22 protein-coding genes and 1 pseudogene are annotated in these 24,440 nt (G+C 66.6%); 3 read left to right on the top strand and 20 right to left on the bottom strand.

Features of this window, described 5'->3' with window-relative positions; translation table 11 throughout:
* The first annotated feature begins 8 nt into the window (after nucleotides 1–8).
* Both recJ and CHB99_RS21375 read left to right on the top strand, forming a co-directional pair.
* Nucleotides 9–1,718: a single-stranded-DNA-specific exonuclease RecJ gene (gene recJ / locus CHB99_RS21380; protein WP_042122063.1), complete on the top strand. Its 1,710-nt coding sequence runs from the start codon at nucleotides 9–11 to the stop codon at nucleotides 1,716–1,718.
* Nucleotides 1,719–1,823: 105 nt separating this feature from the next.
* Nucleotides 1,824–2,930 (top strand): NADH:flavin oxidoreductase/NADH oxidase, encoded by a 1,107-nt coding sequence (locus CHB99_RS21375; protein ID WP_042122061.1) that lies wholly within the window; start codon nucleotides 1,824–1,826, stop codon nucleotides 2,928–2,930.
* A gap of 36 nt (nucleotides 2,931–2,966) precedes the next feature.
* On the opposite strand, the gene CHB99_RS21370 is transcribed toward CHB99_RS21375, so the two are convergent.
* From CHB99_RS21370 to CHB99_RS21325, 10 genes and pseudogenes are all read right to left on the bottom strand, one after another.
* Nucleotides 2,967–3,299, bottom strand: coding sequence for a type II toxin-antitoxin system HicB family antitoxin (locus CHB99_RS21370; protein WP_042122059.1), 333 nt, complete (start codon nucleotides 3,297–3,299; stop codon nucleotides 2,967–2,969).
* Nucleotides 3,296–3,394: pseudogene (locus tag CHB99_RS30180) on the bottom strand (type II toxin-antitoxin system HicA family toxin); the annotation flags it as partial. The gene CHB99_RS21370 and the pseudogene CHB99_RS30180, both read right to left, overlap by 4 nt.
* 230 nt (nucleotides 3,395–3,624) lie before the next feature.
* Entirely contained in the window at nucleotides 3,625–5,487 is a 1,863-nt protein-coding gene (locus CHB99_RS21360; protein WP_042122057.1) for an NAD(P)-binding protein, read from the bottom strand.
* Between the two features lie 9 nt (nucleotides 5,488–5,496).
* Nucleotides 5,497–6,921 carry a gamma-aminobutyraldehyde dehydrogenase gene (locus CHB99_RS21355; protein WP_042122055.1) on the bottom strand — a complete coding sequence of 475 codons (1,425 nt, stop codon included), beginning with the start codon at nucleotides 6,919–6,921 and terminating at the stop codon, nucleotides 5,497–5,499.
* Between the two features lie 28 nt (nucleotides 6,922–6,949).
* A complete protein-coding gene (locus CHB99_RS21350) occupies nucleotides 6,950–7,756 on the bottom strand; it encodes an ABC transporter permease (RefSeq protein ID WP_009403624.1) in 807 nt (268 codons plus the stop codon).
* Complete coding sequence (locus tag CHB99_RS21345; protein WP_042122053.1) at nucleotides 7,746–8,699, bottom strand: ABC transporter permease; 954 nt, start codon at nucleotides 8,697–8,699, stop codon at nucleotides 7,746–7,748. Before CHB99_RS21345 ends, CHB99_RS21350 begins: the two co-directional genes overlap by 11 nt.
* 1 nt (nucleotide 8,700) lies before the next feature.
* The gene (locus tag CHB99_RS21340) at nucleotides 8,701–9,738 is read right to left on the bottom strand and encodes an ABC transporter ATP-binding protein (RefSeq protein WP_042122051.1); all 1,038 of its coding nucleotides are present in this window, start codon (nucleotides 9,736–9,738) and stop codon (nucleotides 8,701–8,703) included.
* Between the two features lie 212 nt (nucleotides 9,739–9,950).
* A complete protein-coding gene (ydcS, locus tag CHB99_RS21335; protein ID WP_042122049.1) occupies nucleotides 9,951–11,102 on the bottom strand; it encodes a putative ABC transporter substrate-binding protein YdcS in 1,152 nt (383 codons plus the stop codon).
* A gap of 82 nt (nucleotides 11,103–11,184) precedes the next feature.
* Nucleotides 11,185–12,648 carry a gamma-aminobutyraldehyde dehydrogenase gene (locus CHB99_RS21330; RefSeq protein WP_042122046.1) on the bottom strand — a complete coding sequence of 488 codons (1,464 nt, stop codon included), beginning with the start codon at nucleotides 12,646–12,648 and terminating at the stop codon, nucleotides 11,185–11,187.
* A 118-nt stretch (nucleotides 12,649–12,766) separates the two neighbouring features.
* A complete protein-coding gene (locus tag CHB99_RS21325; RefSeq protein ID WP_042122045.1) occupies nucleotides 12,767–13,678 on the bottom strand; it encodes a LysR family transcriptional regulator in 912 nt (303 codons plus the stop codon).
* Between the two features lie 33 nt (nucleotides 13,679–13,711).
* Between CHB99_RS21325 and CHB99_RS29620 the strand changes: the two genes are divergently transcribed.
* On the top strand, nucleotides 13,712–14,089 hold the full coding sequence (locus tag CHB99_RS29620; protein WP_141137322.1) for a hypothetical protein: 378 nt from the start codon (nucleotides 13,712–13,714) through the stop codon (nucleotides 14,087–14,089).
* Here the strand turns inward: CHB99_RS29620 and CHB99_RS21320 are convergent.
* The 10 genes from CHB99_RS21320 to CHB99_RS21275 all read right to left on the bottom strand — a co-directional run bounded on the left by CHB99_RS21320 (nucleotide 14,005) and on the right by CHB99_RS21275 (nucleotide 24,416).
* A complete protein-coding gene (locus CHB99_RS21320; RefSeq protein WP_042122043.1) occupies nucleotides 14,005–14,625 on the bottom strand; it encodes a TetR/AcrR family transcriptional regulator in 621 nt (206 codons plus the stop codon). The two genes, CHB99_RS29620 and CHB99_RS21320, sit on opposite strands and share 85 nt — an antisense overlap.
* A gap of 120 nt (nucleotides 14,626–14,745) precedes the next feature.
* Nucleotides 14,746–15,846, bottom strand: a complete 1,101-nt coding sequence (locus CHB99_RS21315; RefSeq protein WP_245655579.1) for an endonuclease/exonuclease/phosphatase family protein — start codon at nucleotides 15,844–15,846, stop codon at nucleotides 14,746–14,748.
* Nucleotides 15,847–16,001: 155 nt separating this feature from the next.
* Complete coding sequence (locus CHB99_RS21310; RefSeq protein WP_052419375.1) at nucleotides 16,002–16,970, bottom strand: S1/P1 nuclease; 969 nt, start codon at nucleotides 16,968–16,970, stop codon at nucleotides 16,002–16,004.
* Nucleotides 16,960–18,189 (bottom strand): phosphopentomutase, encoded by a 1,230-nt coding sequence (locus CHB99_RS21305; RefSeq protein ID WP_042122041.1) that lies wholly within the window; start codon nucleotides 18,187–18,189, stop codon nucleotides 16,960–16,962. Before CHB99_RS21305 ends, CHB99_RS21310 begins: the two co-directional genes overlap by 11 nt.
* On the bottom strand, nucleotides 18,186–19,508 hold the full coding sequence (gene deoA, locus CHB99_RS21300) for a thymidine phosphorylase (protein ID WP_042122039.1): 1,323 nt from the start codon (nucleotides 19,506–19,508) through the stop codon (nucleotides 18,186–18,188). The genes CHB99_RS21305 and deoA overlap by 4 nt, the downstream gene beginning before the upstream one ends.
* Nucleotides 19,508–20,284 carry a deoxyribose-phosphate aldolase gene (gene deoC, locus CHB99_RS21295; protein WP_042122037.1) on the bottom strand — a complete coding sequence of 259 codons (777 nt, stop codon included), beginning with the start codon at nucleotides 20,282–20,284 and terminating at the stop codon, nucleotides 19,508–19,510. The genes deoA and deoC overlap by 1 nt, the downstream gene beginning before the upstream one ends.
* A 31-nt stretch (nucleotides 20,285–20,315) precedes the next feature.
* Nucleotides 20,316–21,575 (bottom strand): NupC/NupG family nucleoside CNT transporter, encoded by a 1,260-nt coding sequence (locus CHB99_RS21290; RefSeq protein ID WP_042122035.1) that lies wholly within the window; start codon nucleotides 21,573–21,575, stop codon nucleotides 20,316–20,318.
* Between the two features lie 64 nt (nucleotides 21,576–21,639).
* Nucleotides 21,640–22,056 (bottom strand): cytidine deaminase, encoded by a 417-nt coding sequence (locus CHB99_RS21285; protein ID WP_042122033.1) that lies wholly within the window; start codon nucleotides 22,054–22,056, stop codon nucleotides 21,640–21,642.
* A complete protein-coding gene (locus CHB99_RS21280; RefSeq protein ID WP_042122031.1) occupies nucleotides 22,046–23,758 on the bottom strand; it encodes a bifunctional metallophosphatase/5'-nucleotidase in 1,713 nt (570 codons plus the stop codon). The genes CHB99_RS21285 and CHB99_RS21280 overlap by 11 nt, the downstream gene beginning before the upstream one ends.
* Before the next feature lie 16 nt (nucleotides 23,759–23,774).
* Nucleotides 23,775–24,416, bottom strand: coding sequence for a MotA/TolQ/ExbB proton channel family protein (locus CHB99_RS21275; protein WP_042122029.1), 642 nt, complete (start codon nucleotides 24,414–24,416; stop codon nucleotides 23,775–23,777).
* Nucleotides 24,417–24,440 lie beyond the last annotated feature (24 nt).

Raw genomic sequence — 24,440 nt, 5'->3', positions numbered from 1 at the left:
ACCACCCCATGCGTATCGAACCGCGATCCCTGCCGTCGACCCTGCCGTTTCTCGGCGACCTGCCGCCCCTGCTGACCCGCCTCTACGCCGCCCGCGGCGTGCAGAGTGCCGAGGAACTGGACAAGAGCCTGGCGCGCCTGCTGCCGTTCAGCCTGCTCAAGGGCATCGACGCGGCGGTGGACCTGCTGGTCGAGGCGCTGGCCGGGCGCCAGCGCATCCTCATCGTCGGCGACTTCGACGCCGACGGCGCCACCGCCAGCAGTGTCGGCGTGCTCGGCCTGCGTCTGCTGGGCGCGGCCCATGTCGACTACCTGGTGCCGAACCGCTTCGAATACGGCTATGGCCTGACCCCGGAGATCGTCGCGGTGGCGTTGCAGCGCACACCGGACCTGCTGATCACCGTGGACAACGGCATTTCCAGCGTCGACGGCGTGGCCGCGGCGCGGGCGGCGGGGCTGAAAGTGCTGGTCACCGACCACCACCTGCCCGGCCACGAACTGCCGCAGGCCGACGCCATCGTCAACCCGAACCAGCCAGGCTGCGAGTTCCCGAGCAAGTCGCTGGCCGGGGTCGGGGTGATCTTCTATGTGCTGATGGCCTTGCGTGCGCGCCTGCGGTCGCTCGGTCACTACAACGACAAGCCACAGCCGAACCTTGGCGAACTGCTCGATCTGGTGGCCCTGGGCAGCGTCGCCGACGTGGTGCCGCTGGATGCCAACAACCGCATCCTGGTGCACCAGGGGCTCGAGCGGATTCGTGCCGGTCGCGCCCGCCCGGGACTCAAGGCGATCCTGGAGGTGGCCCGCCGCGATCACCGGCGCATCACTTCCACCGACCTGGGCTTCATCCTCGGCCCGCGCCTCAACGCCGCCGGGCGTCTGGACGACATGAGCCTGGGTATCGAATGCCTGCTCAGCGAAGACGACAACCTGGCGCGGGACATGGCGGTGCAACTGGACGAGCTGAACCAGGACCGCAAGTCCATCGAGCAGGGCATGCAGCGCGAGGCCCTGGCCCAGCTCAAGGACCTGCCGCTGGAGTCGATGCCGTTCGGTCTGTGCCTGTTCGAAGCCGACTGGCACCAGGGGGTGATCGGCATCCTCGCCTCGCGCCTGAAGGAGCGCTACCACCGGCCGACCATCGCTTTCGCCGATGCTGGCGAGGGCATGCTCAAGGGCTCCGCGCGTTCGGTGCCGGGCTTCCATATCCGCGATGCGCTGGACGCCGTGGCGGCGCGTCATCCGCAACTGATCAGCAAGTTCGGTGGCCACGCCATGGCGGCCGGCCTGTCGCTGCCGGCGGACCACTTCCCGGCCTTTGCCGAGGCGTTCGACGAGGAAGTGCGTCGGCAACTGCGCGAAGAAGACCTGACCGGCCGCCTGCTCTCCGACGGCACCCTGGCCGTGGAGGAGTTCCACCTGGAACTGGCCCGCGCCCTGCGTCATGCCGGTCCCTGGGGCCAGCACTTCCCCGAGCCGCTGTTCCATGGCGTGTTCCAGTTGGTGGAGCAGCGTGTGGTCGGCGAGCGCCATCTCAAGGTGGTGCTCAAGAGCGAGTGCGGCTCGCTGAAGCTCGATGGCATCGCCTTCAGCGTCGACCGCGAGGTCTGGCCCAATCCCACGGTGCGCTGGGTGGAGCTGGCCTACAAGCTCGACGTCAACGAGTTCCGCGGCCAGGAAAGCGTGCAACTGATGATCGCGCATATGGAGCCGCGCTGATCGGGCGTAGGATTGTGGTCTAGGCTGTGTAGGACCGGCACTGAGCCAAAGGGAAGAACAAGCGCTCGGGTCGGCCCACCATTCGGAGTCCTGAGAGGTGCCCTCATGAGCCTGCTACTTGAGCCCTACACCCTGCGCCAGTTGACCCTGCCCAACCGCATCGCCGTTTCGCCCATGTGCCAGTACTCCAGCGTCGGCGGCCTGGCCAACGACTGGCACCTGGTCCACCTCGGCAGCCGTGCCGTCGGCGGTGCCGGGCTGATCTTCACCGAGGCCGTGGCGGTCACCGCCGACGGTCGCATCACCGCCCAGGACCTGGGCCTGTGGGACGACGGGCAGATCCCGCCGCTGCAGCGCATCACCCGCTTCGTCACCGCCCAGGGCGCCGTGCCGGGGATCCAGCTGGCCCATGCCGGGCGCAAGGCCAGTACCCATCGGCCCTGGCTGGGCAAGCATGGCAGCATCAAGCCGGACGACGGCGGCTGGATCCCGGTGGGCCCGTCGAAGATCGCCTTCGACCCGGAGCACACGCCGCCCAGCGAACTGAGCGAGGGGCAGATCCGCGACCTCATCGACGCCTTCGTCGCCGCGGCGAAGCGAGCGCTGGTGGCGGGCTTCAAGGTGGTCGAGATCCATGCCGCCCATGGCTACCTGCTGCATCAATTCCTGTCGCCGTTGAGCAACCAGCGGCGGGACAGTTACGGCAGCTGTTTCGACAACCGCATTCGCCTGACCCTGCAGGTCACCGAGGCGGTGCGCGAGGTGTGGCCGGAGTCGTTGCCGCTGTTCGTGCGGGTGTCCGCCACCGACTGGGTGGAGGATGGCTGGAATCCGGACGAGACCGTGGAACTGGCCAGGCGCCTGAAGGCGCTGGGGGCGGACCTGATCGATGTGTCGTCCGGTGGCACCTCGGTGCATGCCGAAATTCCCACCGGGCCGGGCTACCAGACCCGCTTCGCCGAAAGGGTCCGCAAGGAGTCGGGGATCGCCACCGGCACGGTGGGCATGATCACCGAACCTGCGCAGGCCGAGCATATTCTGCGCACGGGGCAGGCCGACCTGATCTTCCTGGCCCGGGAACTGCTGCGCGATCCGTACTGGCCGCTGCATGCCGACGATGACCTGGGCGGCAACAAGGCGGTGTGGCCGGCGCAGTACCAGCGGGCTACCAGTCGCGAGCAGCCGATTCATGAGTCGGATCTGCGGGATTGAAAACGAGCGGGGCAGATCTTCAATCTGCCCCGTTTTTCAAGCGTGGGTTGCCTGACTCAATACATCGCTGACCCACTGATTGATGCTCTTGTTTTCCAGCTCTGCCCTGGCGGCGACGCAGGCATGCAATGCCGGCTCCAGGCGCAGGCTCAATTTCCCCGAATAGGCTTTCTGTGGCTCACGGCCCAGCCGGGCGCAAGTCTCCAGATAATCGTCGACTGCTTCCTCGAACGCATTGCGCAATTCAACGACGGACTCTCCGTGAAAGCCGATGACATCGCGAATACCTGCCACATGGCCAATCAACAACTGATCTTCGTCACTGTATTCGATACGGGCGGCGTAGCCCTTGTAGGTCATTACATTCATGGTGTCACTCCTGCCAGTTCAAGGAACCGGCGCGCATCGCGGATCTGATAGTGCTTGGCATGCTTGTCGGGATGAGGGCGATGGAAGGTCGCGACCCCATGGTATCAAACTATGATACCAGTGAGCGGCACTCAATAAGCGTAGGGTAGGCAGAGGAGGCGGGTAGGGTAGGAATTTTCCTGGAGGAGCGGGCTTGCCCGCGAAAGGACCGCAAAGCGGTCCCCGTTCCCGATCCAGAGTCAGGCAATCAGGGACCGCTACGCGGTCCTTTCGCAGGCAAGCCAGCTCCTACAGCGTCTGCGCGAGATCAGCCCATATCAGCCCGTCAGCTAAACTCCCCAACCGCCCGCCACGCCTCATCGATCGCCGCATGAGCATACGCACTCCACGCCGCATCCGAGTTGGCGATGCTCACCTTGCCCAGCGGCTTGCGCGCCGTTTCCATCCACTTCTCCGTCTGCTCGGCATCATCGAACAGCGTATTGGTGAAGCACGAATAGCCATGTGACCAACGGTTGACCGTGATCGCCAGGATGTCCTTCTGGTGATCGAAACCACCCGGCCCCAGCATCCGCTGCAACTGGTCCCTCAATTGCGCTTCCAGCTGATCGAAACTTTGCGCGTAAAGTTTTGCACGCCCGGTGCGCGCCTGGTCGCGGGCATTCATCCCGGCGTTCGGCGTGGTCGGCACATAGACCATGTGCAGGCCGATGGCCTTCGACGGATCCCGCGGATGCTCGTAGCCGCCCATGCTCACCGGATAATCCAGCTTGATCCGGCTGTACGGCTGGGTCGCGGCATAGATCTCGTGCACGCCGAGTTTGTGGAAGGCCTGCCAGTTGCGCACCACGACCTTGGTGTACACCAGCGGGAACTTGACGTTCTGGCTCAGGGCATGGGCCTGTTCCGGCGGCAGGTCGCGCAGCAGGTACGGAATCATCATGTTGTAGCAGGCCATCACGCAGTGCTTGCCGCGCACCTGGGCCAGTTGTCCGCCACGGCTGTAACCGACGTTGACCCCGCCATCGACGTTGCGCACGCTCACCGCCGTGCTGTTCAGGCGAATGCGCACCGGGTGCGCGGCCTGGTCCAGCTGGCTGTAGTCGAACCGCGTCAGGACGATGTCCTCCATGCCCTTGCCCGGCGCCACCTGGGGAATCAGGTCGCGCACCAGCAGGCGCGCCAGCGAGGCGTTGCCGTCGGGGAAGTGGTAGATGTACGGCTCTTCCATCTCCGCCCGGGCTTCTTCGCTGATCGGCTCCAGCTGCATCGCGGCAAAGCCGGGGAAACCGACGTTGTAGGCGTCGGCAGCCGCCACCGCGTCGATGCTCAGGGCCATGAAGTCGTTGGTACGGCCCTGGAAATAGGCCACCGCGATCGGCGACAGGCCGACGTCCTTGAGCAGGAAGTCGCGATAGCTGGTGCGCTCCAGGTGCTCGTTCTTTTCCTTCAGGCTGCGCCCGGCGAGGTAGTCCCGCGGCGCTTCGTGCAGGTCGATCAGGGCCTTGCGGTCGGCTTCCGGGAGCGGGAAGTCGTTGATGAAGTCGCGGATCGAGCGGGCGTTCAGGCGCTCCGGGGCGATGTCGTCGGCGACCATCGGGGTCGGGTCGCCGCTGACCAGCTTGTCCTCGCCGAACGTCTCCTTGTCGAAGAACACCGCGCGGGACAGCTTCAGGTCCGGGTAGAAGTTGCGGTCGAAGGCCGTCTCGAAGCGCTTGATGTCCACCCCCAGCGCCTTGAGCAGGGCGTTCACTTCCTTGCTGTACAGGTGGTTCGGCGACTGGAACGCCTCGCTGCCGCCGTAACCGATGATCGTCCGCCCGTCGGCGCTGAACTCGTTGCGCTTGGCGTGGCCGCCGAAGTCGTCATGGTTCTCGATCACCAGGACCCGCGCCTGCGGATGACGCTGGCGATAGAACCAGGCCGCCGACAGGCCGCTGAGGCCGCCACCGACCACGATCAGGTCGTACTGCTCGGCGATCGGCAGGGCGTCGGTGTCGAAGGTCTTCTTCTCCCAGCCCATCTGGTGCGCCACTTCGAAGGCGCCGGCGTGACTGCCGCGCAGGCCGGTCAGGCTCGGCGGGTAATAGCGCCCGTCCGGTGCGGCCTGGAGGATCTGCAGCGGGGTCATGCCCGCTGCGATGCCAATGGCGACGCCGTTGAGAAAATCGCGTCGGGTGATCTGCATTGGGAGTCCTTAGTGCTTGAACATCACGTGACGGATGCAGGTGTAGTCTTCCAGGCCATACATGGACATGTCCTTGCCATAACCGGAGAGTTTCTGACCGCCATGGGGCATTTCGCTGACCAGCATGAAGTGCGTGTTGACCCAGGTGCAGCCGTACTGCAGGCGCGCCGAGACGCGGTGGGCGCGACCGACGTCGGCGGTCCACAGCGACGAGGCCAGGCCGTAGTCGGAGTCGTTGGCCCACGCCAGCACCTGCGCCTCGTCGTCGAAGCGGGTCACCGAGACCACTGGGCCGAACACTTCGCGGCGGACGATCTCGTCGTCCTGTTGGGCATCGGCGAGCACGGTCGGCTCGAAGAAGAAACCGTCGCCCGCTACCGCCTTGCCGCCGGTGACCAGGCGGATATGCGGCTGGGCGATGGCGCGCTCGACGAAGCCGGCGACGCGGTCACGGTGCTGCGCGGTGATCAGCGGGCCGAGCTCGGTGTCCGGGTCGTCCTGCAGGCCGTACTTGATGGTCGAGACCGCGGCGCCGAGCTTCTCGACGAACTTCTCGTAGATCCCGCTCTGTGCGTAGATGCGGCAGGCCGCGGTGCAGTCTTGCCCTGCGTTGTAGAAGCCGAAGGTGCGGATGCCTTCCACCGCCGCGTCGATGTCGGCGTCGTCGAAGATGATCACCGGCGCCTTGCCGCCCAGCTCCATGTGCATGCGCTTCACGCTGTCGGCGGTGCTGGAGATGATGTTCGAACCGGTGGCGATGGAGCCGGTCAGCGAGACCATGCGCACCTTCGGATGGGTGACCAGCGGCGCGCCGACGCTCGGGCCCTTGCCGAAGACGATGTTGAGCACGCCGGCCGGGAAGATCTCCGCGGCGATCTGTGCCAGGCGCAGGGCGGTCAGCGGGGTCTGCTCGGACGGCTTGAGCACCACGGTGTTGCCGGCGGCCAGGGCCGGGGCGATCTTCCAGGCGACCATCATCAGCGGGTAGTTCCACGGCGCGATGGAGGCGATCACGCCCACCGGGTCGCGACGAATCATCGAGGTATGCCCCGGCAGGTACTCGCCCGCGGCCGAGCCATTGAGGCAGCGGCTGGCGCCGGCGAAGAAGCGGAACACATCGGCGATGGCCGGGATCTCGTCGTTCAGCGCGGCGGCGTAGGGCTTGCCGCAGTTGGCCGACTCCAGTTTCGCCAGTTCCTCGCCATGGGCCTCGATGGCGTCGGCGAGTTTCAGCAGCAGGCCGGCGCGCTCTTTCGGCGGGGTCTGCGACCAGGCCTCGAAGGCGTGGTCGGCAGCGCGCACGGCGGCATCGACCTGGGCCGCGGTGGCTTCGTTGATGCTCACCAGGGTGGCGCCCAGGGACGGGTTGAGCACGTCGTAGGCAGGTCCTTCGCCGGCCACCAGTTGGCCGTTGATCAGCAGCTTGGTTTGCATGATTCAGTCCTCGTCGGAAGTCAGGGGGTCACTTGCCGCTGCCGGCAACGCTTTCGCCGCCGCGGGTCAGGTAGTAGGCGCCAAGGATCGGCAGCATGGTCACCATCATCACCAGCATGGCGACGACGTTGGTCACCGGTACATCGCGCGGCCGGCTGAGCTGGTTGAGCAGCCAGATCGGCAGGGTGCGTTCGTGCCCGGCGGTGAAGGTGGTGACGATGATCTCGTCGAACGACAGGGCGAAGGCCAGCATGCCGCCGGCCAGCAGCGCCGAGCCGAGGTTCGGCAGGATGATGTAGCGGAAGGTCTGCCAGCCGTCGGCGCCGAGGTCCATCGAGGCCTCGATCAGGCTCTGCGAGGTGCGCCGCAGGCGGGCGATGACGTTGTTGTAGACGATCACCACGCAGAAGGTCGCGTGGCCGACCACGATGGTAAAGATCCCCGGCTCGATGCCCAGGCTCTTGAACGCCGAGAGCAGGGCGATACCGGTGATGATCCCGGGCAGGGCGATCGGCAGGATCAGCATCAGCGAGATGCCTTCCTTGCCGAAGAAGCTGCGCCGGTACAGTGCCGCCGAGGCCAGGGTGCCGAGCACCAGGGCGATCAGGGTGGCCAGGCAGGCAACCTGCAGCGAGAGCTTGATCGACTCCAGCACGTCGGGGCGCGAGAAGGCCACGCTGAACCACTTCAGGGTGAAACCCTGGGGCGGGAAGCTGAACGCCGCGTCCTCGGTGTTGAAGGCGTAGAGGAAGATGATCAGGATCGGGAAGTGCAGGAACACCAGCCCGCCCCAGGCCGCGATACGCAGGCCCAGCGAAGCTTTTTCAGAGTGCATCGAAGGCCCCCAGGCGTTTGACGATGGACAGGTAGACGGCGATCAGCACGATCGGCACCAGGGTGAAGGCGGCGGCCATCGGCATGTTGCCGATCGCGCCCTGCTGGGCGTAGACCATGCCGCCGATGAAGTAGCCGGGCGGGCCCACCAGTTGCGGGACGATGAAGTCGCCCAGGGTCAGCGAGAAGGTGAAGATCGAGCCGGCGGCGATGCCCGGCACCGACAGCGGCAGGATCACCTGCATGAAGGTCTGCCGCGGCGTCGCGCCAAGGTCCGCCGAGGCGTGCAGCAGCGACGGCGGCAGGCGTTCCAGGGAGGCCTGGATCGGCAGGATCATGAACGGCAGCCAGATGTACACGAAGACCATGAAACGCCCCAGGTGCGAGGTCGACAGGGTGCTGCCGCCGACGCCGGGGATGCCGAGGATGAACTGCAGCACCGGTTCCAGGTGCAGCAACTGCACGAACCACTGGGCCACGCCGCCCTTGGCCAGGAGCAGGGTCCAGGCATAGGCCTTGACGATGTAGCTGGCCCACATCGGCATCATCACCGCGATGTAGAAGAACGCCTTGGTCTTGCCCGTGGTGTAGCGCGCCATGTAGTAGGCGATGGGGAAGGCCAGGGCGGCGCTGGCGATGGACACGGCGATGGCCATGGTCAGGGTGCGCAGGATGATGTCGAAGTTCGCCGGGTTGAACAGCGCGGCGAAGTTGGCCAGGGTCAGCTCCGGCGTCACCGCCATGGTGAAGTCGTCGAAGGTGTAGAACCCTTGCCACAGCAGGCCCAGCAGCGAGCCGAGGTAGATCGCGCCGAACCAGATCAGCGGCGGGATCAGCAGCAGCGCCAGGTACAGGTTGGGCTTGCGGTACAGCAGGTTGGAGAGGCGCCGCATGGGCGACATCGGTGTCGGCGCCAGGGCCGGTTTTTCCAGGGCCAGGCTCATCTCAGCGACCCTCGCTCAGCACGGTTTCCTGCAGCGGCGTCATCGCCTCGCGGGCCCAGTGCGCGGCCAGGCGCTGGCCCGGTTGCAACTGGGCGACGTCGGCCTGCCACTGGTTGTTGGCCTGGCTGACGTTGAGCAGCTGGCCGTTGTCCAGTTTCAGTTCGTAGCGGGTCGCGCTGCCCTGGTACTGGATGTCGTGGAGCACGCCGCTGACCTGCACCTGGCCACTGGCCGCGGCTTCGCCGAGGCGGATGTGCTCGGGGCGGATGGAGAACGGCAGGGCGTTGCCGGCGAGCTGGCTGGCGAGGTCGCCGCGGAGCACGTTGGAGGTGCCGACGAACTCGGCGACGAAGGTGGTGGCCGGCTTCATGTACAGGTTGCGCGGGGTGTCGACCTGCTCGATGCGACCGCGGTTGAACACCGCGACGCGGTCGGACATCGACAGCGCTTCGGTCTGGTCGTGGGTGACGAAGATGAAGGTGATGCCCAGCTGGCGCTGGAGTTTCTTCAGCTCGCTCTGCATCTGCTCGCGCAGCTTCAGGTCGAGGGCGCCCAGCGGCTCGTCCAGCAGCAAGACCCGTGGGCGATTGACCAGGGCGCGGGCCAGGGCCACGCGCTGGCGCTGGCCGCCGGACAGTTGTACCGGCTTGCGTGCGCCGTAGCCGCCGAGGGCGACCATGCCCAGGGCTTCCTCGGCGCGGGCGCGGCGTTCCTGCTTGCCGACGCCCTTGACCTTGAGGCCGTAGGCGACGTTGTCCAGCACACTCATGTGCGGGAACAGCGCGTAGTCCTGGAATACCGTGTTGACGTCGCGCTGGTAGGGCGGCAGGCCGGCGGCTTCGGCGCCGTGGATGCGGATCGAGCCGTGGCTGGGTTGTTCGAAGCCGGCGATCAGGCGCAGGCAGGTGGTCTTGCCCGAGCCGGACGGGCCGAGCATGGAAAAGAACTCGCCGTCCTGGATATCGATGGATACCCGGTCGACGGCCTTGACCTCGCCGAACAGACGGGAAACCTGGGTGAACTGGACTGCAAGGGTCATGGTGCGGTGCTCCGGATAGGCGTGGGTGTGTGCAGCGGCCCAGGCCTGGACGACTGTACTGAAGTGTTAAGGAGGGGCGTTCCCGTCGTAGGAGCGTGGCTTGCCCGCGAAGGACCACGTAGTGGTCCCCGATAGCGGTGAGGTCCGGGACCGCTGCGCGGTCCTTCGCGGGCAAGCCACGCTCCTACAGAGGTGTGTGTGACAAGACTCGGTCAGCGCCCACCCATGATCGCGATGTAGTCCTGGGTCCAGCGGCTGTACGGCACGAACTTGCCGCCCTCGGCCTGCGGGGTCTTCCAGAAGGCGATCTTGTCGAACTGGTCGAAGCCGTTGGTCTTGCAGCCTTCCGCCCCGAGCAGCTCGCTGCCGGTGCAGGCCGCCGGTACCGCCGGCAGCGAACCGAACCAGGCCGAGACATCACCCTGGACCTTCGGCTGCAGCGACCAGTCCATCCACTTGTAGGCGCAGTTCGGGTGCTTGGCCTCGGCGTGCAGCATGGTGGTATCGGCCCAACCCGTGGCGCCTTCCTGCGGAATGGTCGAGGCCACCGGCTGGTTGTCGGCCTTCAGGCCATTGACCATGTAGCCCCAGGAGCTGGACGCGGCCACGCCTTCGTTCTTCACGTCGCTCATCTGTACCGTCGCGTCATGCCAGTAGCGGTGGATCAGTGGTTGCTGCTGGCGCAGCAGGTCGAGCACGGCCTTGTACTGGGTTTCGTTCAGCTCGTAGGGGTTCTGGATGCCCAGCTCAGGCTTGGCCGACTTCAGGTACAGCGCCGCGTCGGCGATATAGATCGGCCCGTCGTAGGCCTGCACGCGGCCCTTGTTCGGCTTGCCGTCGGGCAGGTTCTGCGGTTCGAACACCACGCCCCAGCTGGTCGGCGCCTGCGGGAATACCTGGGTGTTGTACATCAGTACGTTCGGTCCCCACTGGTACGGCGTGCCGTAGACCTGCTTGTTGACCACGTACCACGGCCCGTCCTGCAGGCGCGGGTCGAGGTTCTTCCAGTTGGGGATCAGCGCGGTGTTGATCGGCTGCACGCGCTTGCCGACGATCAGGCGCAGCGAGGCGTCGCCGGAGGCGGTGACCAGGTCATAGCCGCCCTTGGCCATCAGGCTGACCATCTCGTCGGAGGTGGCGGCGGTCTTCACCGAGACCTTGCAGCCGGTTTCCTTCTCGAAGCCGGTCACCCAGTCGTAGGCCTTGTCGCTCTCACCGCGCTCGATATAGCCCGGCCAGGCGACGATATCCAGCTGGCCTTCGCCGGCACCCACGGCCTTCAACGGTTCGGCGGCCTGCAGGCTGGCGCTGGCCAGCAGGGCGGTGCTCAGGGCGCTGAGCAGTGCGGTCTTGTGCGCGAACATGGTGTTCCCTCTTGTTCAAATCATTGTCGGGGGCAGGTTGGCAAACGGTGCAGCGGTACAGCTTGTTGTAGTGCGAATGTCGTCAGGTCAGGGTTTCGCCGTGACGCGCCATGATGTGGCGGACCACGCTGTAGTCCTGCAGCGAGTCGCTGGACAGGTCCTTGCCGTAGCCGGAGCGCTTCAAGCCACCGTGGGGCATCTCGCTGACCAGCATGAAATGGCTGTTGATCCAGGTGCAGCCGTACTGCAGGCGCGCGGCGATCTGCATGGCTTTGTCGAGGTCGCGGGTCCAGACCGAGGAGGCCAGGCCGTATTCGGAATCGTTGGCCCAGTCCACGGCCTGGGACAGTTCGTCGAAGCGGGTCACGGTAACCACCGGGCCGAACACTTCGCGCTGGACGATCTCGTCGCGCTGCAGGCAGCCAGCCAGCAGGGTCGGCTGGTAATAGTAGCCGGCCCCCGAATGCACGGCGGCGCCGGTGACCCGCTCGATATGCGGCTGGCTCAGGGCCCGTTCGACGAAGCTGGCCACGCGGTCGCGTTGGCGGGTGCTGATCAGCGGGCCGATCTCGTTGTCGGCGTCGCGCTTGCTGGCGAAGCGCAGGCTGCTCACCGCCCAGCCGAGTTCGGCGACCAGCTTGTCGTGAATACCGGCCTGGGCGTAGATGCGGCAGGCCGCGGTGCAGTCCTGCCCGGCGTTGTAGTAGCCGTAGGTGCGCACGCCCTGGACCACGGCTTCGAGGTCGGCGTCGTTGCAGACGATCACCGGCGCCTTGCCGCCCAGTTCGAGATGGGTGCGTTTCAGGGTTTTCGAGGCGGCCTGGAGGATCTTCTGCCCGGTGACGATATCGCCGGTCAGCGAGACCATGCGTACCCGCGGGTGGCTGACCAGATGGCTGCCGACCCCTTCGCCGCCGCCGCAGACGATGTTCAGCACGCCCGCCGGCAGCAGCTCGGCGAGGGCAGGGGCCAGCGCCAGGATCGACAGCGGAGTGTGCTCGGACGGCTTGAACACCAGGGTGTTGCCGGCGGCCAGGGCCGGGGCGATCTTCCACGCGGCCATCATGATCGGGTAGTTCCACGGCGCGATGGAGGCGACCACGCCGAGCGGATCGCGGCGCACCATGCTGGTGTAGCCGGGCACGTATTCCCCGGCCAGTTGCCCGGTCTGGCAGCGCACCGCGCCGGCGAAGAAGCGGAACACGTCGATGGCCGACTCCAGATCGTCCTGGCGCGCCAGGTGCTGCGGCTTGCCGCAGTTCAGGGCTTCGAGGCGGGCGAGGTGGTCGGCCTGGCGGTGAATGGCATCGGCGATGGCGAGGAGGAGGTTCGAACGCTGCTGCGGGGTGGTTCGCGACCAGTTGGCGAACGCCCGGTGGGCGGCCTGGATGGCGCTTTCCACCTGCTCGGTGCTGGCCTCGGCGATATGGGTCAGCACTTCGCCGCTGGCCGGATTGAAGATCGGCTCGGCGATGCCCGCGCCGGCAACCAGTTCGCCGTCGATCAGCAAGGCGGTGGACAACGGGGTCGAGGGCGCGCCGGACATTGGAATTCTCTTTGTTCTGTTTTTATGCTTCGCCCGACTGGGGTGGGCGATATTTCTTACAGAGCCTAGAGCGGAGCACGCGGGTCGACAAATTCTAAATACTGAAGGGGGCGTTCGATTAAATCGATAGCTTGCGTCCCGTCCCCGGTTCCCGGGCCACGGTCAGGAACGGATCGACCAGCGCCGGCCGCGCCGTGCCCCGGCGCCAGGCCAGGCCGATATCCAGGGTCTGGCTGAGGTCGGCCAGGGGCCGCGCCTCGATGATGTCGCCTTCCAGCGACCACGGACGGTAGGTCATGTCCGGCTGGATCGACACCCCGAGCCCCGCCGCCACCAGGCTGCGCACCGCCTCGGTGGACGCCGTGCGCAGGCTGATCTGCGCCTGCAGCCCGGCACTGGCCCACATGCGTCGGGCGTTCTGCTCCATCTCGTCGACGTTCAGCTGGATCAGGGGTTCGTCGGCCACGTCGGCGAGGCTGATGCTGTCGCGCTCCAGCAGCGGGTGCTGGGCCGGCAGCCAGAGGCGGTGCGGCGAATGGGTGAGGACTTCGGTCTGCAGGGCCAGGCGGTCTTCCAGGTTGGACAGGATCAGCACCCCGACATCGATCTCGCCGGACACCAGCAGGTGCTCGATATACGGTCGTTCGTCCTCGGTGACGCGGATTTCCACGTTGGGGTAGGCGCGCTGGAAGCGGGTCAGCAGGTCGGCGAGGTAATAGCCGGCGACCAGGCTGGTCACGCCGATGGTCAACTGCCCGGCGACCTGGTCGGTGCTCTGCTGCAGGCTGCGCTTGGCGTTGTCCACGGTGGCCAGGATCAGGTGCGCCTGGCGCAGGAACTGATGGCCCTGGTGGGTCAGGGTCATGCCCTTGGCGTGTCGGTTGAACAGACTGACGCCGATTTCCTGCTCCAGTTGCTGGATCGCCAGGGTCAGGGTGGACTGGGAAATGAACACCGCCTGGGCGGCGGCGGAGATCGAACCGGTTTCCGCGACGGCGATGAAGTGGCGGATCTGGCGCAGGGTCATCATCAGAGGAGGGCTTTCATGAGTTTTTAGGGGTGAGTGCCAGTCTATATCTTTTTTTTCGAAGGGCAGGCGCGAGAAACGAATCGGGCAGCGTGCGGCCAACGGCTCATCGTCGAGGGTTGGCGTCGCAACGCCTTTTCCCTGTTCGGTTTCGTCTACCTGCTGCTGGACGACTACCGCGAACTGCTACGCACGGCGAAGAACAGCCTGCTGTTCACCTTCAACCTGCAGGCGCGGGGTCTCGGCAACAAGGTGGATATCTCGGCGTCGTCGTTCGCGAGCAAGCTCGCTCCTGCAGGATGGCGCCGCCGCCTGCCCCTCGGTCCGCTTCAGGGCTCCAGGCCGATGCCCCGCAGCACCACCGCCGTGATGGTCTGCACCGCCTGCTCGAACTGTTCGTCACTCAACGGCTGATGGTCGTTCAGTGCCCGCACCTGGTAGTCAAAGTCGGCGTAGTGCTGGGTCGAGGCCCAGATCAGGTACAGCAAGGCAAACGGCGCGATCGGCTTGATCCGCTTCTCCTCGACCCACTGACGGATCTTGTTCTCCTTGAACTTCGCCCCGGCGAACAGGTGTTCGTCGAGGATGTCGCGGAACAGCGGGGCGCCATGCATGATTTCGTTGGCCCAGAGCTTCGAGCCGTGGGGACGGGTGCGTGAGTGGGTCATCTTTTCCCGCACGTAGCTGGTCAGCACCACCCTGGGGTCGTCGAAGTGGGCGAAGCAGGCGCCTTCCTTTTCCCAGACATTGAGCAGGTTGACCAGTACCTCGCGGTACAGCTCGTCCTTGGTGGTGAAGTAGTAGTGCAGGTTGGAGCGTGGCAGGTCGGCGCGCCTGGCGATATCGGACATGGACGTGCCCGCATGGCCCTGCTCGGCGAACACCTGCTCGGCAACCAGGAGGATTTTCTCGACGTTCTTGCGGCGAATGTTGATCTTGTGATTGCTCATTCCATTCCCGGCCAGGGGTAAGTTGTTCAGGTTCAGACGCCCGATCTCGGGCGTGGCGCCACATCCTGTGGCGCTGCTTGGCATCCTGTCGCGATCAGGCAAGGACGGCATTGCCCCGGGTCAGGGCGTGCGGCGATAGATTTCCGCGTACATCGGCCAGTGATCGGAGACGCCCTGCGGATACTGGCCGCCTTCGAAACGCGCCGGCGAGCCCCACTGGTTGACCTGGTACGGACTTTCCTTCGGCGTGCGGATGCTGGCGCTGTCCACTTTCCAGCCATTGAAGCCGTTGCCGGTCATTTCCCTGGGGAACAGCAGGATGTCGAAGAACGACCACTGCCGTTCGCGATGATAGTAGTAGCTGCCCTTGCACGTGTCGCAGCCGATCAGGTGCGACACGCTCCAGGTGCTGGCCAGGCCGTTGGCGATGTAGTGGTGCTGGCTTTCCTCGCCGGCATTGATGTTGAAGTCGCCGCCGACGATCGGCAGCACGTCCGCCGGCAACTGGCGCTTGAGCTCGGCCAGATGCTCCACCGCCTGGCGGCGCAGGTAGCCTGGCCCGCCACCGGACGGCAGGTGCACGGCGAACACCGCGGCCTTCTGGCCGTCGGGCAGCAGCAGGCGTACTTCGAGGATGCCTCGGGTCTTGCCGGTCTTGTCCGAGGTGTCGCTGTGCTCGTTGCGGTACGGCACGCGATGCAGGATCGGCTCGCCCCACTGCGGCAGGCGACTGAGCACGGCGGTGTCGATGCCGCGCTCGTCCCAGCCTTCGAGCAGCACCCGGGTCTGGTAGCCGGAGGTGTCCAGGCGGGCATTGAGCAGCTCCACCACGGTGCGGTTCTCCACTTCTTCCAGCAGCAGGATATCCGGGCCGCGACCGGCATCGATCTGCTGGATCACCGCCGCCAGGCGGGTGAGTTTTTCCGTGAGCCGGGCATCGCTCCAGTCGTTGTTCTCGCACTCGTCGCGCCAGGCCTGCACGTTGATCCTGGCGCAGGTCGCCAGCCATTCCGGGTGCGCCTGCTTCAGGTCCAGGGGCAGGTAGGCGAAGTCTTCCTTGCCCGCGTCGTGGACGGTGTCGAAGAGGTTCTCGACGTTCCAGGTCATCAGCGAAACACGCTGTTCGCCCTGCGGCGAAACAGGCGTGGAGGCACAGCCGGCGAGGCCGAGGGCGAGCAGCAGGGGCAGGTGGCGCAAGGGCAGGGGGATCATGGTGTTCATATTTCTCAGTCTTATCCAATCGATTTGCACCCATTTCTCGTAGGAGCTGGCTTGCCTGCGAAGGACCGCGCAGCGGTCCCCGACGGCAGTGAAATCCGGGACCGCTGTGCGGTCCATCGCAGGCAAGCCAGCTCCTACAAGGGGGGGGTGCGCCATCAGGCGCCGGGGCGACCGGCGACCAGCGCCGCGTTGAGCAGTTGCGCAAGGCGCACCGAGGCCAGTTGCACCTGCTTCTCGGCCACCGGCACGAAGGTGCTCATGTACTGCGCGTCGATGCCGTCGCCAGCACCCCTGGGCTTCTCGTTCATCAGCTTGTCGCCGCGGCTGTAGTCCTTGCCGGTGCGGTTGTACTCGATGGCCTTGGCGGCATAGTCGACACCGCCGTCATCGTCGTCGCCCTGGGCGCGGTGGGTCGGCAGTTTGCGTTTCTTCTCGGCTTTCTGCGGGTAGATGCCGTCGTCGCGGACGATGCGGCAGGCCTGCTGCGACCACTGCGCCGGATCGGCGGAGTCGGCGCCGGGCAGGCTGGCTTGCAGCTTGTCGGCATAGGCTTTGACGTCCAGCTTCGCCGAGCCGAGCAGGAAGTCGTCCCAGACCTGGCGCAGGTTGTAGGTCTTGCCCCCGGCCTTGACCGGGAAGTCGTAGCCACCCTTGTCATCCTTGAAACTGTTGTTCAGCGGCGAACTGGCATCGCTGCTGTGGTGGATGAGGAACAGCAGGGCCATCAGCCGGGTCTGGTTGGACGCCCTGGGATCGGCGAGGGCGGCGCGATTCTGTTCGATGGCGGCCACGCTGCAGGCCCCGCCGGGGCAGTCGCGGGGCGGCTGGAAGGTGCAGTCGTCGGCTTTGTAGATAACCAGGCGCTGGTTCCTGGTCTGCTCCCACAACTCCCTGGTCTGCGGGTTCTGGTCCAGGTTGCCGGCCCAGTTGGCAACCACGGCGAAGTCGTTCTGCTTTATCAGGCCCAGCAGGCGCGTGGCCTCGGCCCTGGCTTGCGGGGTCAGCTGACGCTGGGCCAGTTCACCGACCAGGGCGGTGCCTTGCTGGCCCCAGGCGAACACCTGGCCAGCCCACAGGCCGGCGAGCAGCGCCAGGCCGTTGCGTAGGGATTTGCTAGCAGTCACTTGCAGGTTCTCCTTGGAGGGCATTGAGGAACGAGCGGCCATGGGCCAGGGCGGGCAGGGCGAAGAACGCCGCGAGGGTCTGGCCGATGTCGGCGAAGCTGTCACGGGCACCCAGGCTGCCGGCGCTCACGCCGTTGCCCCAGGCCAGGACGGGAATGTGCTCGCGGGTATGGTCGCTGCCCGGCGCGCTGGGGTCGCAGCCGTGGTCGGCGGCGAGGATCAGCAGGTCGTCCGCGCCCATGCTCGCCAGCAGTCGCGGCAAGCGTCGGTCGAAGGCTTCGAGGGCGCTGGCGTAGCCTTCGATATCGCGGCGGTGACCGTAGAGCATGTCGAAGTCGACGAAGTTGCTGAACACCAGGGTGTTGTCCGGCGCCTCGGCGAGTGCCAGCAGGGTGATGTCGAACAGGGCGTCGTTGCCGTCGGCCTGGTACAGGCGGCTGATGCCCTGGTGGGCGAAGATATCGCCGATCTTGCCCACGCCGAACACCTGGCCGCCGGCCGCGCAGAGATGGTCGAGCAGGGTCGGCGCCGGTGGCGGCACCGAGTAGTCGCGGCGCTTGCCGGTACGCTGGAAACTGGTCGCGCCCGCGCCGCGGAACGGTCGGGCGATGACCCGGCCGATGGTGTACGGGTCGCACAGCTCGCGGGCCAGTTCGCACAGAGCGTACAGGCGCTGCAGGCCGAACTGCTCTTCGTGGGCGGCGATCTGCAGCACGCTGTCCGCCGAGGTGTAGACGATCGGCTTGCCGCTGCGCAGGTGCTCCTCGCCCAGCTGTTCGATGATCGTGGTGCCCGAGGCATGGCAGTTGCCGAGGATGCCGGGCAGGCCACCGCGGGCAATCAGTGCATCGAGCAGGGCGGGGGGAAAGCTGTTGTCCGGTGCCGGGAAATAGCCCCAGTCGAACAGCACCGGCACTCCGGCCATTTCCCAGTGCCCGGATGGCGTGTCCTTGCCGCTGGAGCGTTCCCGGGCATAACCCCAGGCACCCTCGACGGCGATATCGGCAGCGAAGCCCGGCGGCAAGGTGCCGCCGCTCAGCGCCGCCGCATGGCCCAGGCCGAGGCGGGCGAGGTTGGGCAACTGCAAGGGCCTGCCGTCACGGGCACGGGCCTCGGCGATATGCAGCAGGGTATTCGCCCCGGCATCGCCGAAGCGCTCGGCGTCGGCGCTGGCGCCAATGCCGAAGGAGTCGAGGACCAGCAGCAGGGCGCGTTTCATGCGGGCTCCAGGCACAGGCCGGAAATCAGTGCCGGCGCCTCGTAAGGCACGCTGGTAATGGTGTAGGCCGACCGCACCGCCGCCGCCGCGCGCTCGGCTTGCTCCAGGTCACGGGCATGCACCAGCGCCAGCGGCCGGTTGCCCCCCACCGCCTCGCCGGGGAAGCACAGCTGGCTCAGGCCCACTGCCGGGTCGATCGGGTCCTGCGGATTGCGTCGTCCGCCACCGAGACAGACCACCGCCAGGCCTATTTCCCGGGTATCGATGCGTTGCACGATACCGGCTTGCGGGGCCTCCACCGGGAACACCAGCGGCGCCGCCGGCAGATGGTTGTGCGGACGCTCGACCAAGTCCGCCGGGCCGCCCAGGGCCTCGACCATGCGCGAAAAACGTTGCAGCGCCGCGCCGCTCTTCCACGCCTTCAGCAACTGTTCGCGGGCCAGTTCGGCACTGCTGGCGAGTCCGGCGCAGAGCAGGGTCTGTTCGGCCAGCGCGAGGGTGACCTCCCACAACCGCTGGCTGCGCACTTCGCCGCGCAGCAGGGCGATGGCTTCTTCCACTTCCAGGGCATTGCCCGCCGAACGCGCCAGTGGCTGGCTCATGTCGGTGATCAATGCGCGGGTACGCACACCGGCGCCATTGGCCACGGCGACGATGCTTTCGGCCAGGGCCGCGGCATCGCTGGCCTGGGCCATGAACGCACCGTTGCCGACCTTGACGTCGATCAGCAGCACATCGAGCCCCGCCGCCAGCTTCTTGCTGAGGATCGAGGTGATGATCAGGTCGATCGACTCCACGGTGCCGGTGGTGTCACGGATGGCGTACAGACGCTTGTCCGCCGGGGCCAGGTCGCTGGTCTGGCCGATGATGGCGCAACCGACGCTGGTCACCACCTCGCGCAGGCGGGCCATGTCCGGCTGGCTGTCGTAGCCGGGGATGCTGTCGAGTTTGTCGAGGGTGCCGCCGGTATGGCCGAGGCCGCGTCCGGAGATCATCGGTACATAGCAGCCGCAGGCGGCCAGCAGGGGCGCCAGGGGCAGGCTGACCAGGTCGCCGATGCCGCCGGTGGAGTGCTTATCCACTACCGGGCCGGGCAGGTGCCAGCTCAGCACCCGGCCGGAGTCACGCATGGCCGAGGCCAGGGCGATGCGCTCAGCGACATTCAGGCCCTTGAGCAGCACGGCCATGGCGAAGGCAGCGACCTGGCCTTCGCTGATGCTGAAGTCGGTGATGCCGCTGACGAAGCAGCGGATATCGGCATCGTCGAGCACTTTGCCGTCACGTTTGCGACGAATCACTTCCTGCGCCAGCCAGACCATCAGTAGCGCCCTCCGTGATCGCGCAGCGCCGGGACGCCGAGCCGCTGCAGGAGGTCGTCGAGCAGGCTGGAGGCGCCGAAGCGCAGGTGCCGGGGCGAGATCCACCGTGCACCGTTGATGCCTTCGGCCAGCTCTATGTAGACCCGCGCATCGGCCAGGCTTCTGATGCCCCCGGCCGGCTTCAGGCCGACATTGACGCCGCTGGCGGCGATGCATTCGAGCATGATCCGCGCCGCCTCGGCGGTGGCATTGACCGCGACCTTGCCGGTGCTGGTCTTGATGAAGTCGGCGCCGGCCTCGATGGCGTCCAGGCTGGCCTGGCGGATCAGCGCCGGATCGGCCAGTTCGCCGGTTTCCAGGATTACCTTGAGCAGCGCCCGATCGGCGCACAGGGCCTTGCAGGCACGGACCAGGGCGAAACCGCTGTCGGCATCGTCGGCCAGCAGCGCCCGCCAGGGATAGACCACGTCGATCTCGTCGGCGCCGTCGTCGAGGGCGCGGCGGGTCTGTTCGAGGACCTCGGCGAGGGGCGCGCTACCGGCCGGGAAGTTGGTCACGGTGGCCACCGCCACGGTCTGCCCGCCCAGGGCATCGAGGGTGCGCCGCGCCAGGGCGACGAAGCGCGGGTAGACGCACACCGCGGCCACCGGTCCGACCGCGGTCAGGGCGCGCTGGCAGAGATCGACGATGCGTGCGTCGCTGTCATCGTCGTTGAGCGAGGTGAGGTCCAGCAGCGCGATGATGTTGCGTGCCAGGGTTGCATCGAGTTCTGTCATATCGGCTTCACGGGAATTCATGGGTTCAGGTTCACAGGGCCAGGAAGACCCCGGCGATTGCCGCGCTCATCAGGTTGGACAGCGTGCCCGCCGCCACCGCCTTGAGGCCGAGCCGGGCGATATCGACGCGCTGCTCCGGCGCCATCATCCCCAGGCTGCCGAGCTGGATGCCGATGGACGCCAGGTTGGCGAAGCCGCACAGGGCGAAGGTGACGATCGCCTGGGTCTGCGCGGACAGCACGGCCACGCCTCTGGCGGCGGCTTGCGCCGGGTCAAGGTGACTGGCGAAGTCGACGTAGGCGACGAATTCGTTGAGCACCAGCTTTTCCCCGATCAGCCCGCCCGCGGTAATTGCCTCATGCCAGGGCACGCCCAGTACGAAGGCTAGCGGAGCCAGCAGGTAGCCGAGGAGCAATTGCAGGGTCAGGTGCGGGAAGCCGAACCAGTCGCCGGTCCAGCCGAGCAGACCGTTGAGCAGGGCGATCAGGGCGATGAAGGTCAGCAGCATGGCGCCGACGTTGAGGGCCAGGTGCAGGCCGGCGGAGGCGCCGAGGGCGGCGGCGTCGATGACGTTGGCCGGCGTGCTGCCCGGCTCGTCCGGCAGGTCGTCCGGGTTGTCGTGGAGCTGCTGCGTTTCCGGCTCCATCAGCTTGGCCATCAGCAGGCCGCCGGGGGCGGCCATGAAGCTGGCGGCGATCAGGTACTTCAGGTCGACCCCCAGGCTGGCATAGCCGATCAGTACCGAGCCGGCCACCGACGCCATGCCGCCCGCCATCACCGCGAATAGCTGGGAACGGGTCAGGCGACGGACGAAGGGGCGGATGACCATCGGCGCTTCGGTCTGGCCGACGAAGATGTTCGCCGTGGCCGCCATCGCTTCGGTGCGGCTGGTGCCCAGCACCCGCTGCAGGCCGCCGCCGATCACGCGAATGACCAGGTGCATGATCCCCAGGTAATAGAGCACGGCGATGAAGCTGCTGAAGAACACGATCAGCGGCAACACGCGAATGGCGAAGACGAAGCCGCCGTTGCCGAACACTTCCTGCATCCTGGCGCTGCTCAGGCCGCCGAAGATGAAGTCGATGCCCTGGTTGGCGTAGCCCTGCAACGAGCCCACCGAGTCGGAAATCCCGGCCAGTGTGCTTTGGCCCCAGGGCACATAGAGGGCGAAAGCACCCAGCCCGGCCTGCATGGCGAAGGCCGCGCCGACGGTACGCAAGCGAATGGCCCTGCGGTTGCTGGACAGCGCCACGGCCAACATCAACAGCACCACGATACCGATGAGACCCATCGATGGTTCCCCAGAAGATTCACGTCGAAGTCCGCCGACCTTTGTGGTCGGTCGGCGTGTTTTGTCAGAACTCGCTGAAGGCGCCGGGCAGCAGTTGCCCGACGGTCCAGTGCCGGGTCGCGGTGGCGTCATGGCCGACCCCGATCACCGGGCACTCCGGGTCCAGCAGTTCGATCATCACCTGGCGACACGCGCCGCACGGGGAGATCACCGGCAAGCCGCGGGCGTACACCAGCAGCGCCTTGAAGCTTCCGGGCGCGAGCCCCTGGCTGATGGCGTTGAACAGCGCGCTGCGCTCGGCGCAGTTGCTCAGGCCGTAGGACACGTTCTCGACGTTGCAGCCGCGGATGATCGCGCCGTCGGCGGTCAGCAGTGCGCTACCCACGGGGAACTCCGAGTACGGGCACCAGGCGCTGTCGGCGGCGGAGATGGCATGCGGCAGCAGGCGATGCTGCAGGGCCTGCCAGTCTTCAGGGCGCATTCCCGGCGACCTCCGCGGCAACCTTGCGGATGCGTTGCTCGGCCTGGGCGAAACCGACTGGCTGACCGGCACGATCGCGCGCCTGCAGGTAGGTGATCATCGCGTCGAGATCATTGATGCCGGTATCGAGGCGGTCGCGGGCTTGCTTGAGCACGCTGAAGTTGTCGCCGCCCTCGGCGAGGAAGGCGTTCATGACGATGCGGTAGTCCTGTTCGGGCTGTACCGCCTGGCCATCGACCGTCAGGCTGTCGAGCAACACGCGCTGGCCTGTGGGCCGGCGGTCATCGAAGCGGTAGTTCAGTGATGCCGAGGGTTGCAGCGGGTAGAAACCCGTGCCGCCGTCCTGCCATTGCTGCTCCAGCAGGGCATGCAACTGTGCGCCGCTGAGGGTGACCAGGGTCAGGCTGTTGTTGAACGGCTGCACCGTGGCGACCTGGCCGTAGTTCACCTGCTCCTGGCCTTCGTCGAGGCTGATGTCCATGCGCATGCCGCCCTGGTTCATCAAGGCCACCTGGGCGCCGAGGGCGCGGGTCGCGGCAAGCTGCGAGTCGGCGATCAGGTCGCCCATCGGCGACTCGCCGGCCTCGTTGGTGGCGCGCAGCACTTCGCGGGCCGCCAGGCGGGCGACCGGCTTGCCCAGTTGCGCCTGGCTGCGGCGTTGCACCTCGGCCAGCAACGGCGCGACCTCGGGGCTGGCGCTGTAGCGCTGGGCGTCGATCACCAGGTTGTTCGCCTTGACGTCGAGCAGCTGGTGCCTGGCGGTATCCACGGTCAGGGTCAGCCGGGTCAGCAGGCGACCGAACGAGGCCCCCTGGGTCACCAGCTTGTCGCCGACGCGACACAGGTAGCCTTCGTGGGTATGGGCGGTGACCACCACCTTGATCTGCGGGTCGAGACGCCTGGCCACTTCCACCACATCGCCGCTGAGTTGGCTGCAGTCCTGCTGGTCGAAGCGCTCGGGAGTGGCGCCACCCTGGTGGATCACCGCGACGATCGCGTCGACCTTCTGCCGGCGCAGTTCCGGCAGCAGGGCGTTGATCGCCTCGGCCTCGTCGAGGGTGTAGAGGCCGTCCATGTGCCTGGCGCTGACATAGGCGCCGAGATCGCGCAGGGTGGCGCCGACGAAGGCGATCTTCGCGCCATGGGCCTGCTCGATGTGGTAGCCGGCGAACAGCGGTTTTCCGCTGTGCTTGTCCATGAGGTTGGCGGAAATATAGGGGAAGCCGGCGCCCTTGTAGTCCTTGTCGAACTGGCAGGCCTGGTCGGCACGCGCGGACTGGCAGCCGCCCTTGATCTGGCGCAGCAGCTCACCCTTGCCCTGGTCCAGCTCATGGTTGCCGACCACGGAGAACTTCAGGCCGAGCAGGTGCAGCGCCTTCAGGCTCGGCTCGTCGGCCCACATCGAGGAAATCGGTGGACTGCCGCCGATCATGTCGCCGGCGCCGATCAGCAGCAGTTGCGGGTCTTGCTGGCGCAGTTCGGCCAGGGCGCCGCTGAGGGCCGCCAGGCCACCGGCCTTGAGCTTCACGCTGCCACTCGCGCCCGGGTACTGCAGCGGACTGGCCAGGAGGTTGCCGTGGAAGTCGTTGAGGGCCGCGATCGTGACCTCGACCGGTGCCGGGGCTTTCTCGCAGCCGCTGACCAGCAACAGCGTGGCCAGCAACAGGGACAGCGGGCGTACAGCATGACGGGTGCGGGACATGGCGATTCTCGGCCTCTCAGGCGGGTTGCAGGCTGGTGGCTGGAGCGGCGACCGCCTTGCTGGCGAACGGAGTACCCATGCCGGCGCGCAGCAGGAGCATCTTCAGGTGGTCGTTGATCAGTTCCAGGCGGTCTTGCAGGTGGTTGTTGAACACCAGGCCGACCAGGGCGATGGCGATACCCAGGGCCGTGGCGTACAGCGCGGTGCCGATGCCGCGGGAGACTTCGCCGGGATCGGAAACGCCAGCTTCGGCGAGGGCCTTGAAGGTATCGATGATGCCGAGGATGGTACCGAGCAAGCCGAGCAGCGGCGCACCAGCGACCACGGCTTCGAGGATCCACAGACCCTGGGACAGCTTGCCGCGCATGGCGATGTAGATGGCCTGGCCGAGGTCTTCCAGCTCATGGTGCGAATGCACCTGGCCGCGGCCTTCGAATAGCTGGCGCAGCAGTTCCAGGGGCAGGCTGTCGCGCTGGCGCAGCTCGGCGGGGAGCTCGTCGAAATAGCGGGTTTTCCTGTGCAGGGCCGCCTCCAGGCCGCGCGCCTTGCGCAGGTTGTAGGCGAAGAAGATCCCCCGTTCCACCACCACGAAGGCGGCCAGGGCGGCGGCGCCGTACAGGATGTAGAAGGTGATGGCGTGGAGCAGGTCCATGTTCATGCTGGGTTACCTCGGGTGCTGGGC

Origin of the sequence: Pseudomonas japonica (assembly GCF_900188455.1) — a bacterium.
In the GTDB taxonomy this organism is placed as follows: Bacteria; Pseudomonadota; Gammaproteobacteria; order Pseudomonadales; family Pseudomonadaceae; genus Aquipseudomonas; species Aquipseudomonas japonica.
This window is presented reverse-complemented; position numbering and strand designations above follow the sequence as displayed.

What these genes read in the sequence shown, in the direction of transcription:
- CHB99_RS21370 (WP_042122059.1), bottom strand. Translation starts at nt 3,299, where the DNA reads ATGAATGTAATGACCTACAAGGGCTACGCCGCCCGTATCGAATACAGT.
- CHB99_RS21345 (WP_042122053.1), bottom strand. Translation starts at nt 8,699, where the DNA reads ATGAGCCTGGCCCTGGAAAAACCGGCCCTGGCGCCGACACCGATGTCG.
- deoC (WP_042122037.1), bottom strand. Translation starts at nt 20,284, where the DNA reads ATGACAGAACTCGATGCAACCCTGGCACGCAACATCATCGCGCTGCTG.
- CHB99_RS21360 (WP_042122057.1), bottom strand. Translation starts at nt 5,487, where the DNA reads ATGCAGATCACCCGACGCGATTTTCTCAACGGCGTCGCCATTGGCATC.
- CHB99_RS21275 (WP_042122029.1), bottom strand. Translation starts at nt 24,416, where the DNA reads ATGAACATGGACCTGCTCCACGCCATCACCTTCTACATCCTGTACGGC.
- CHB99_RS21340 (WP_042122051.1), bottom strand. Translation starts at nt 9,738, where the DNA reads ATGACCCTTGCAGTCCAGTTCACCCAGGTTTCCCGTCTGTTCGGCGAG.
- CHB99_RS21305 (WP_042122041.1), bottom strand. Translation starts at nt 18,189, where the DNA reads ATGAAACGCGCCCTGCTGCTGGTCCTCGACTCCTTCGGCATTGGCGCC.
- CHB99_RS21375 (WP_042122061.1), top strand. Translation starts at nt 1,824, where the DNA reads ATGAGCCTGCTACTTGAGCCCTACACCCTGCGCCAGTTGACCCTGCCC.
- CHB99_RS21320 (WP_042122043.1), bottom strand. Translation starts at nt 14,625, where the DNA reads ATGAGCAATCACAAGATCAACATTCGCCGCAAGAACGTCGAGAAAATC.
- CHB99_RS21280 (WP_042122031.1), bottom strand. Translation starts at nt 23,758, where the DNA reads ATGTCCCGCACCCGTCATGCTGTACGCCCGCTGTCCCTGTTGCTGGCC.
- ydcS (WP_042122049.1), bottom strand. Translation starts at nt 11,102, where the DNA reads ATGTTCGCGCACAAGACCGCACTGCTCAGCGCCCTGAGCACCGCCCTG.
- CHB99_RS21325 (WP_042122045.1), bottom strand. Translation starts at nt 13,678, where the DNA reads ATGATGACCCTGCGCCAGATCCGCCACTTCATCGCCGTCGCGGAAACC.
- recJ (WP_042122063.1), top strand. Translation starts at nt 9, where the DNA reads ATGCGTATCGAACCGCGATCCCTGCCGTCGACCCTGCCGTTTCTCGGC.
- CHB99_RS21350 (WP_009403624.1), bottom strand. Translation starts at nt 7,756, where the DNA reads ATGCACTCTGAAAAAGCTTCGCTGGGCCTGCGTATCGCGGCCTGGGGC.
- CHB99_RS21285 (WP_042122033.1), bottom strand. Translation starts at nt 22,056, where the DNA reads ATGCGCCCTGAAGACTGGCAGGCCCTGCAGCATCGCCTGCTGCCGCAT.
- CHB99_RS21355 (WP_042122055.1), bottom strand. Translation starts at nt 6,921, where the DNA reads ATGCAAACCAAGCTGCTGATCAACGGCCAACTGGTGGCCGGCGAAGGA.
- deoA (WP_042122039.1), bottom strand. Translation starts at nt 19,508, where the DNA reads ATGGTCTGGCTGGCGCAGGAAGTGATTCGTCGCAAACGTGACGGCAAA.
- CHB99_RS21290 (WP_042122035.1), bottom strand. Translation starts at nt 21,575, where the DNA reads ATGGGTCTCATCGGTATCGTGGTGCTGTTGATGTTGGCCGTGGCGCTG.
- CHB99_RS21315 (WP_245655579.1), bottom strand. Translation starts at nt 15,846, where the DNA reads ATGAACACCATGATCCCCCTGCCCTTGCGCCACCTGCCCCTGCTGCTC.
- CHB99_RS21330 (WP_042122046.1), bottom strand. Translation starts at nt 12,648, where the DNA reads ATGTCCGGCGCGCCCTCGACCCCGTTGTCCACCGCCTTGCTGATCGAC.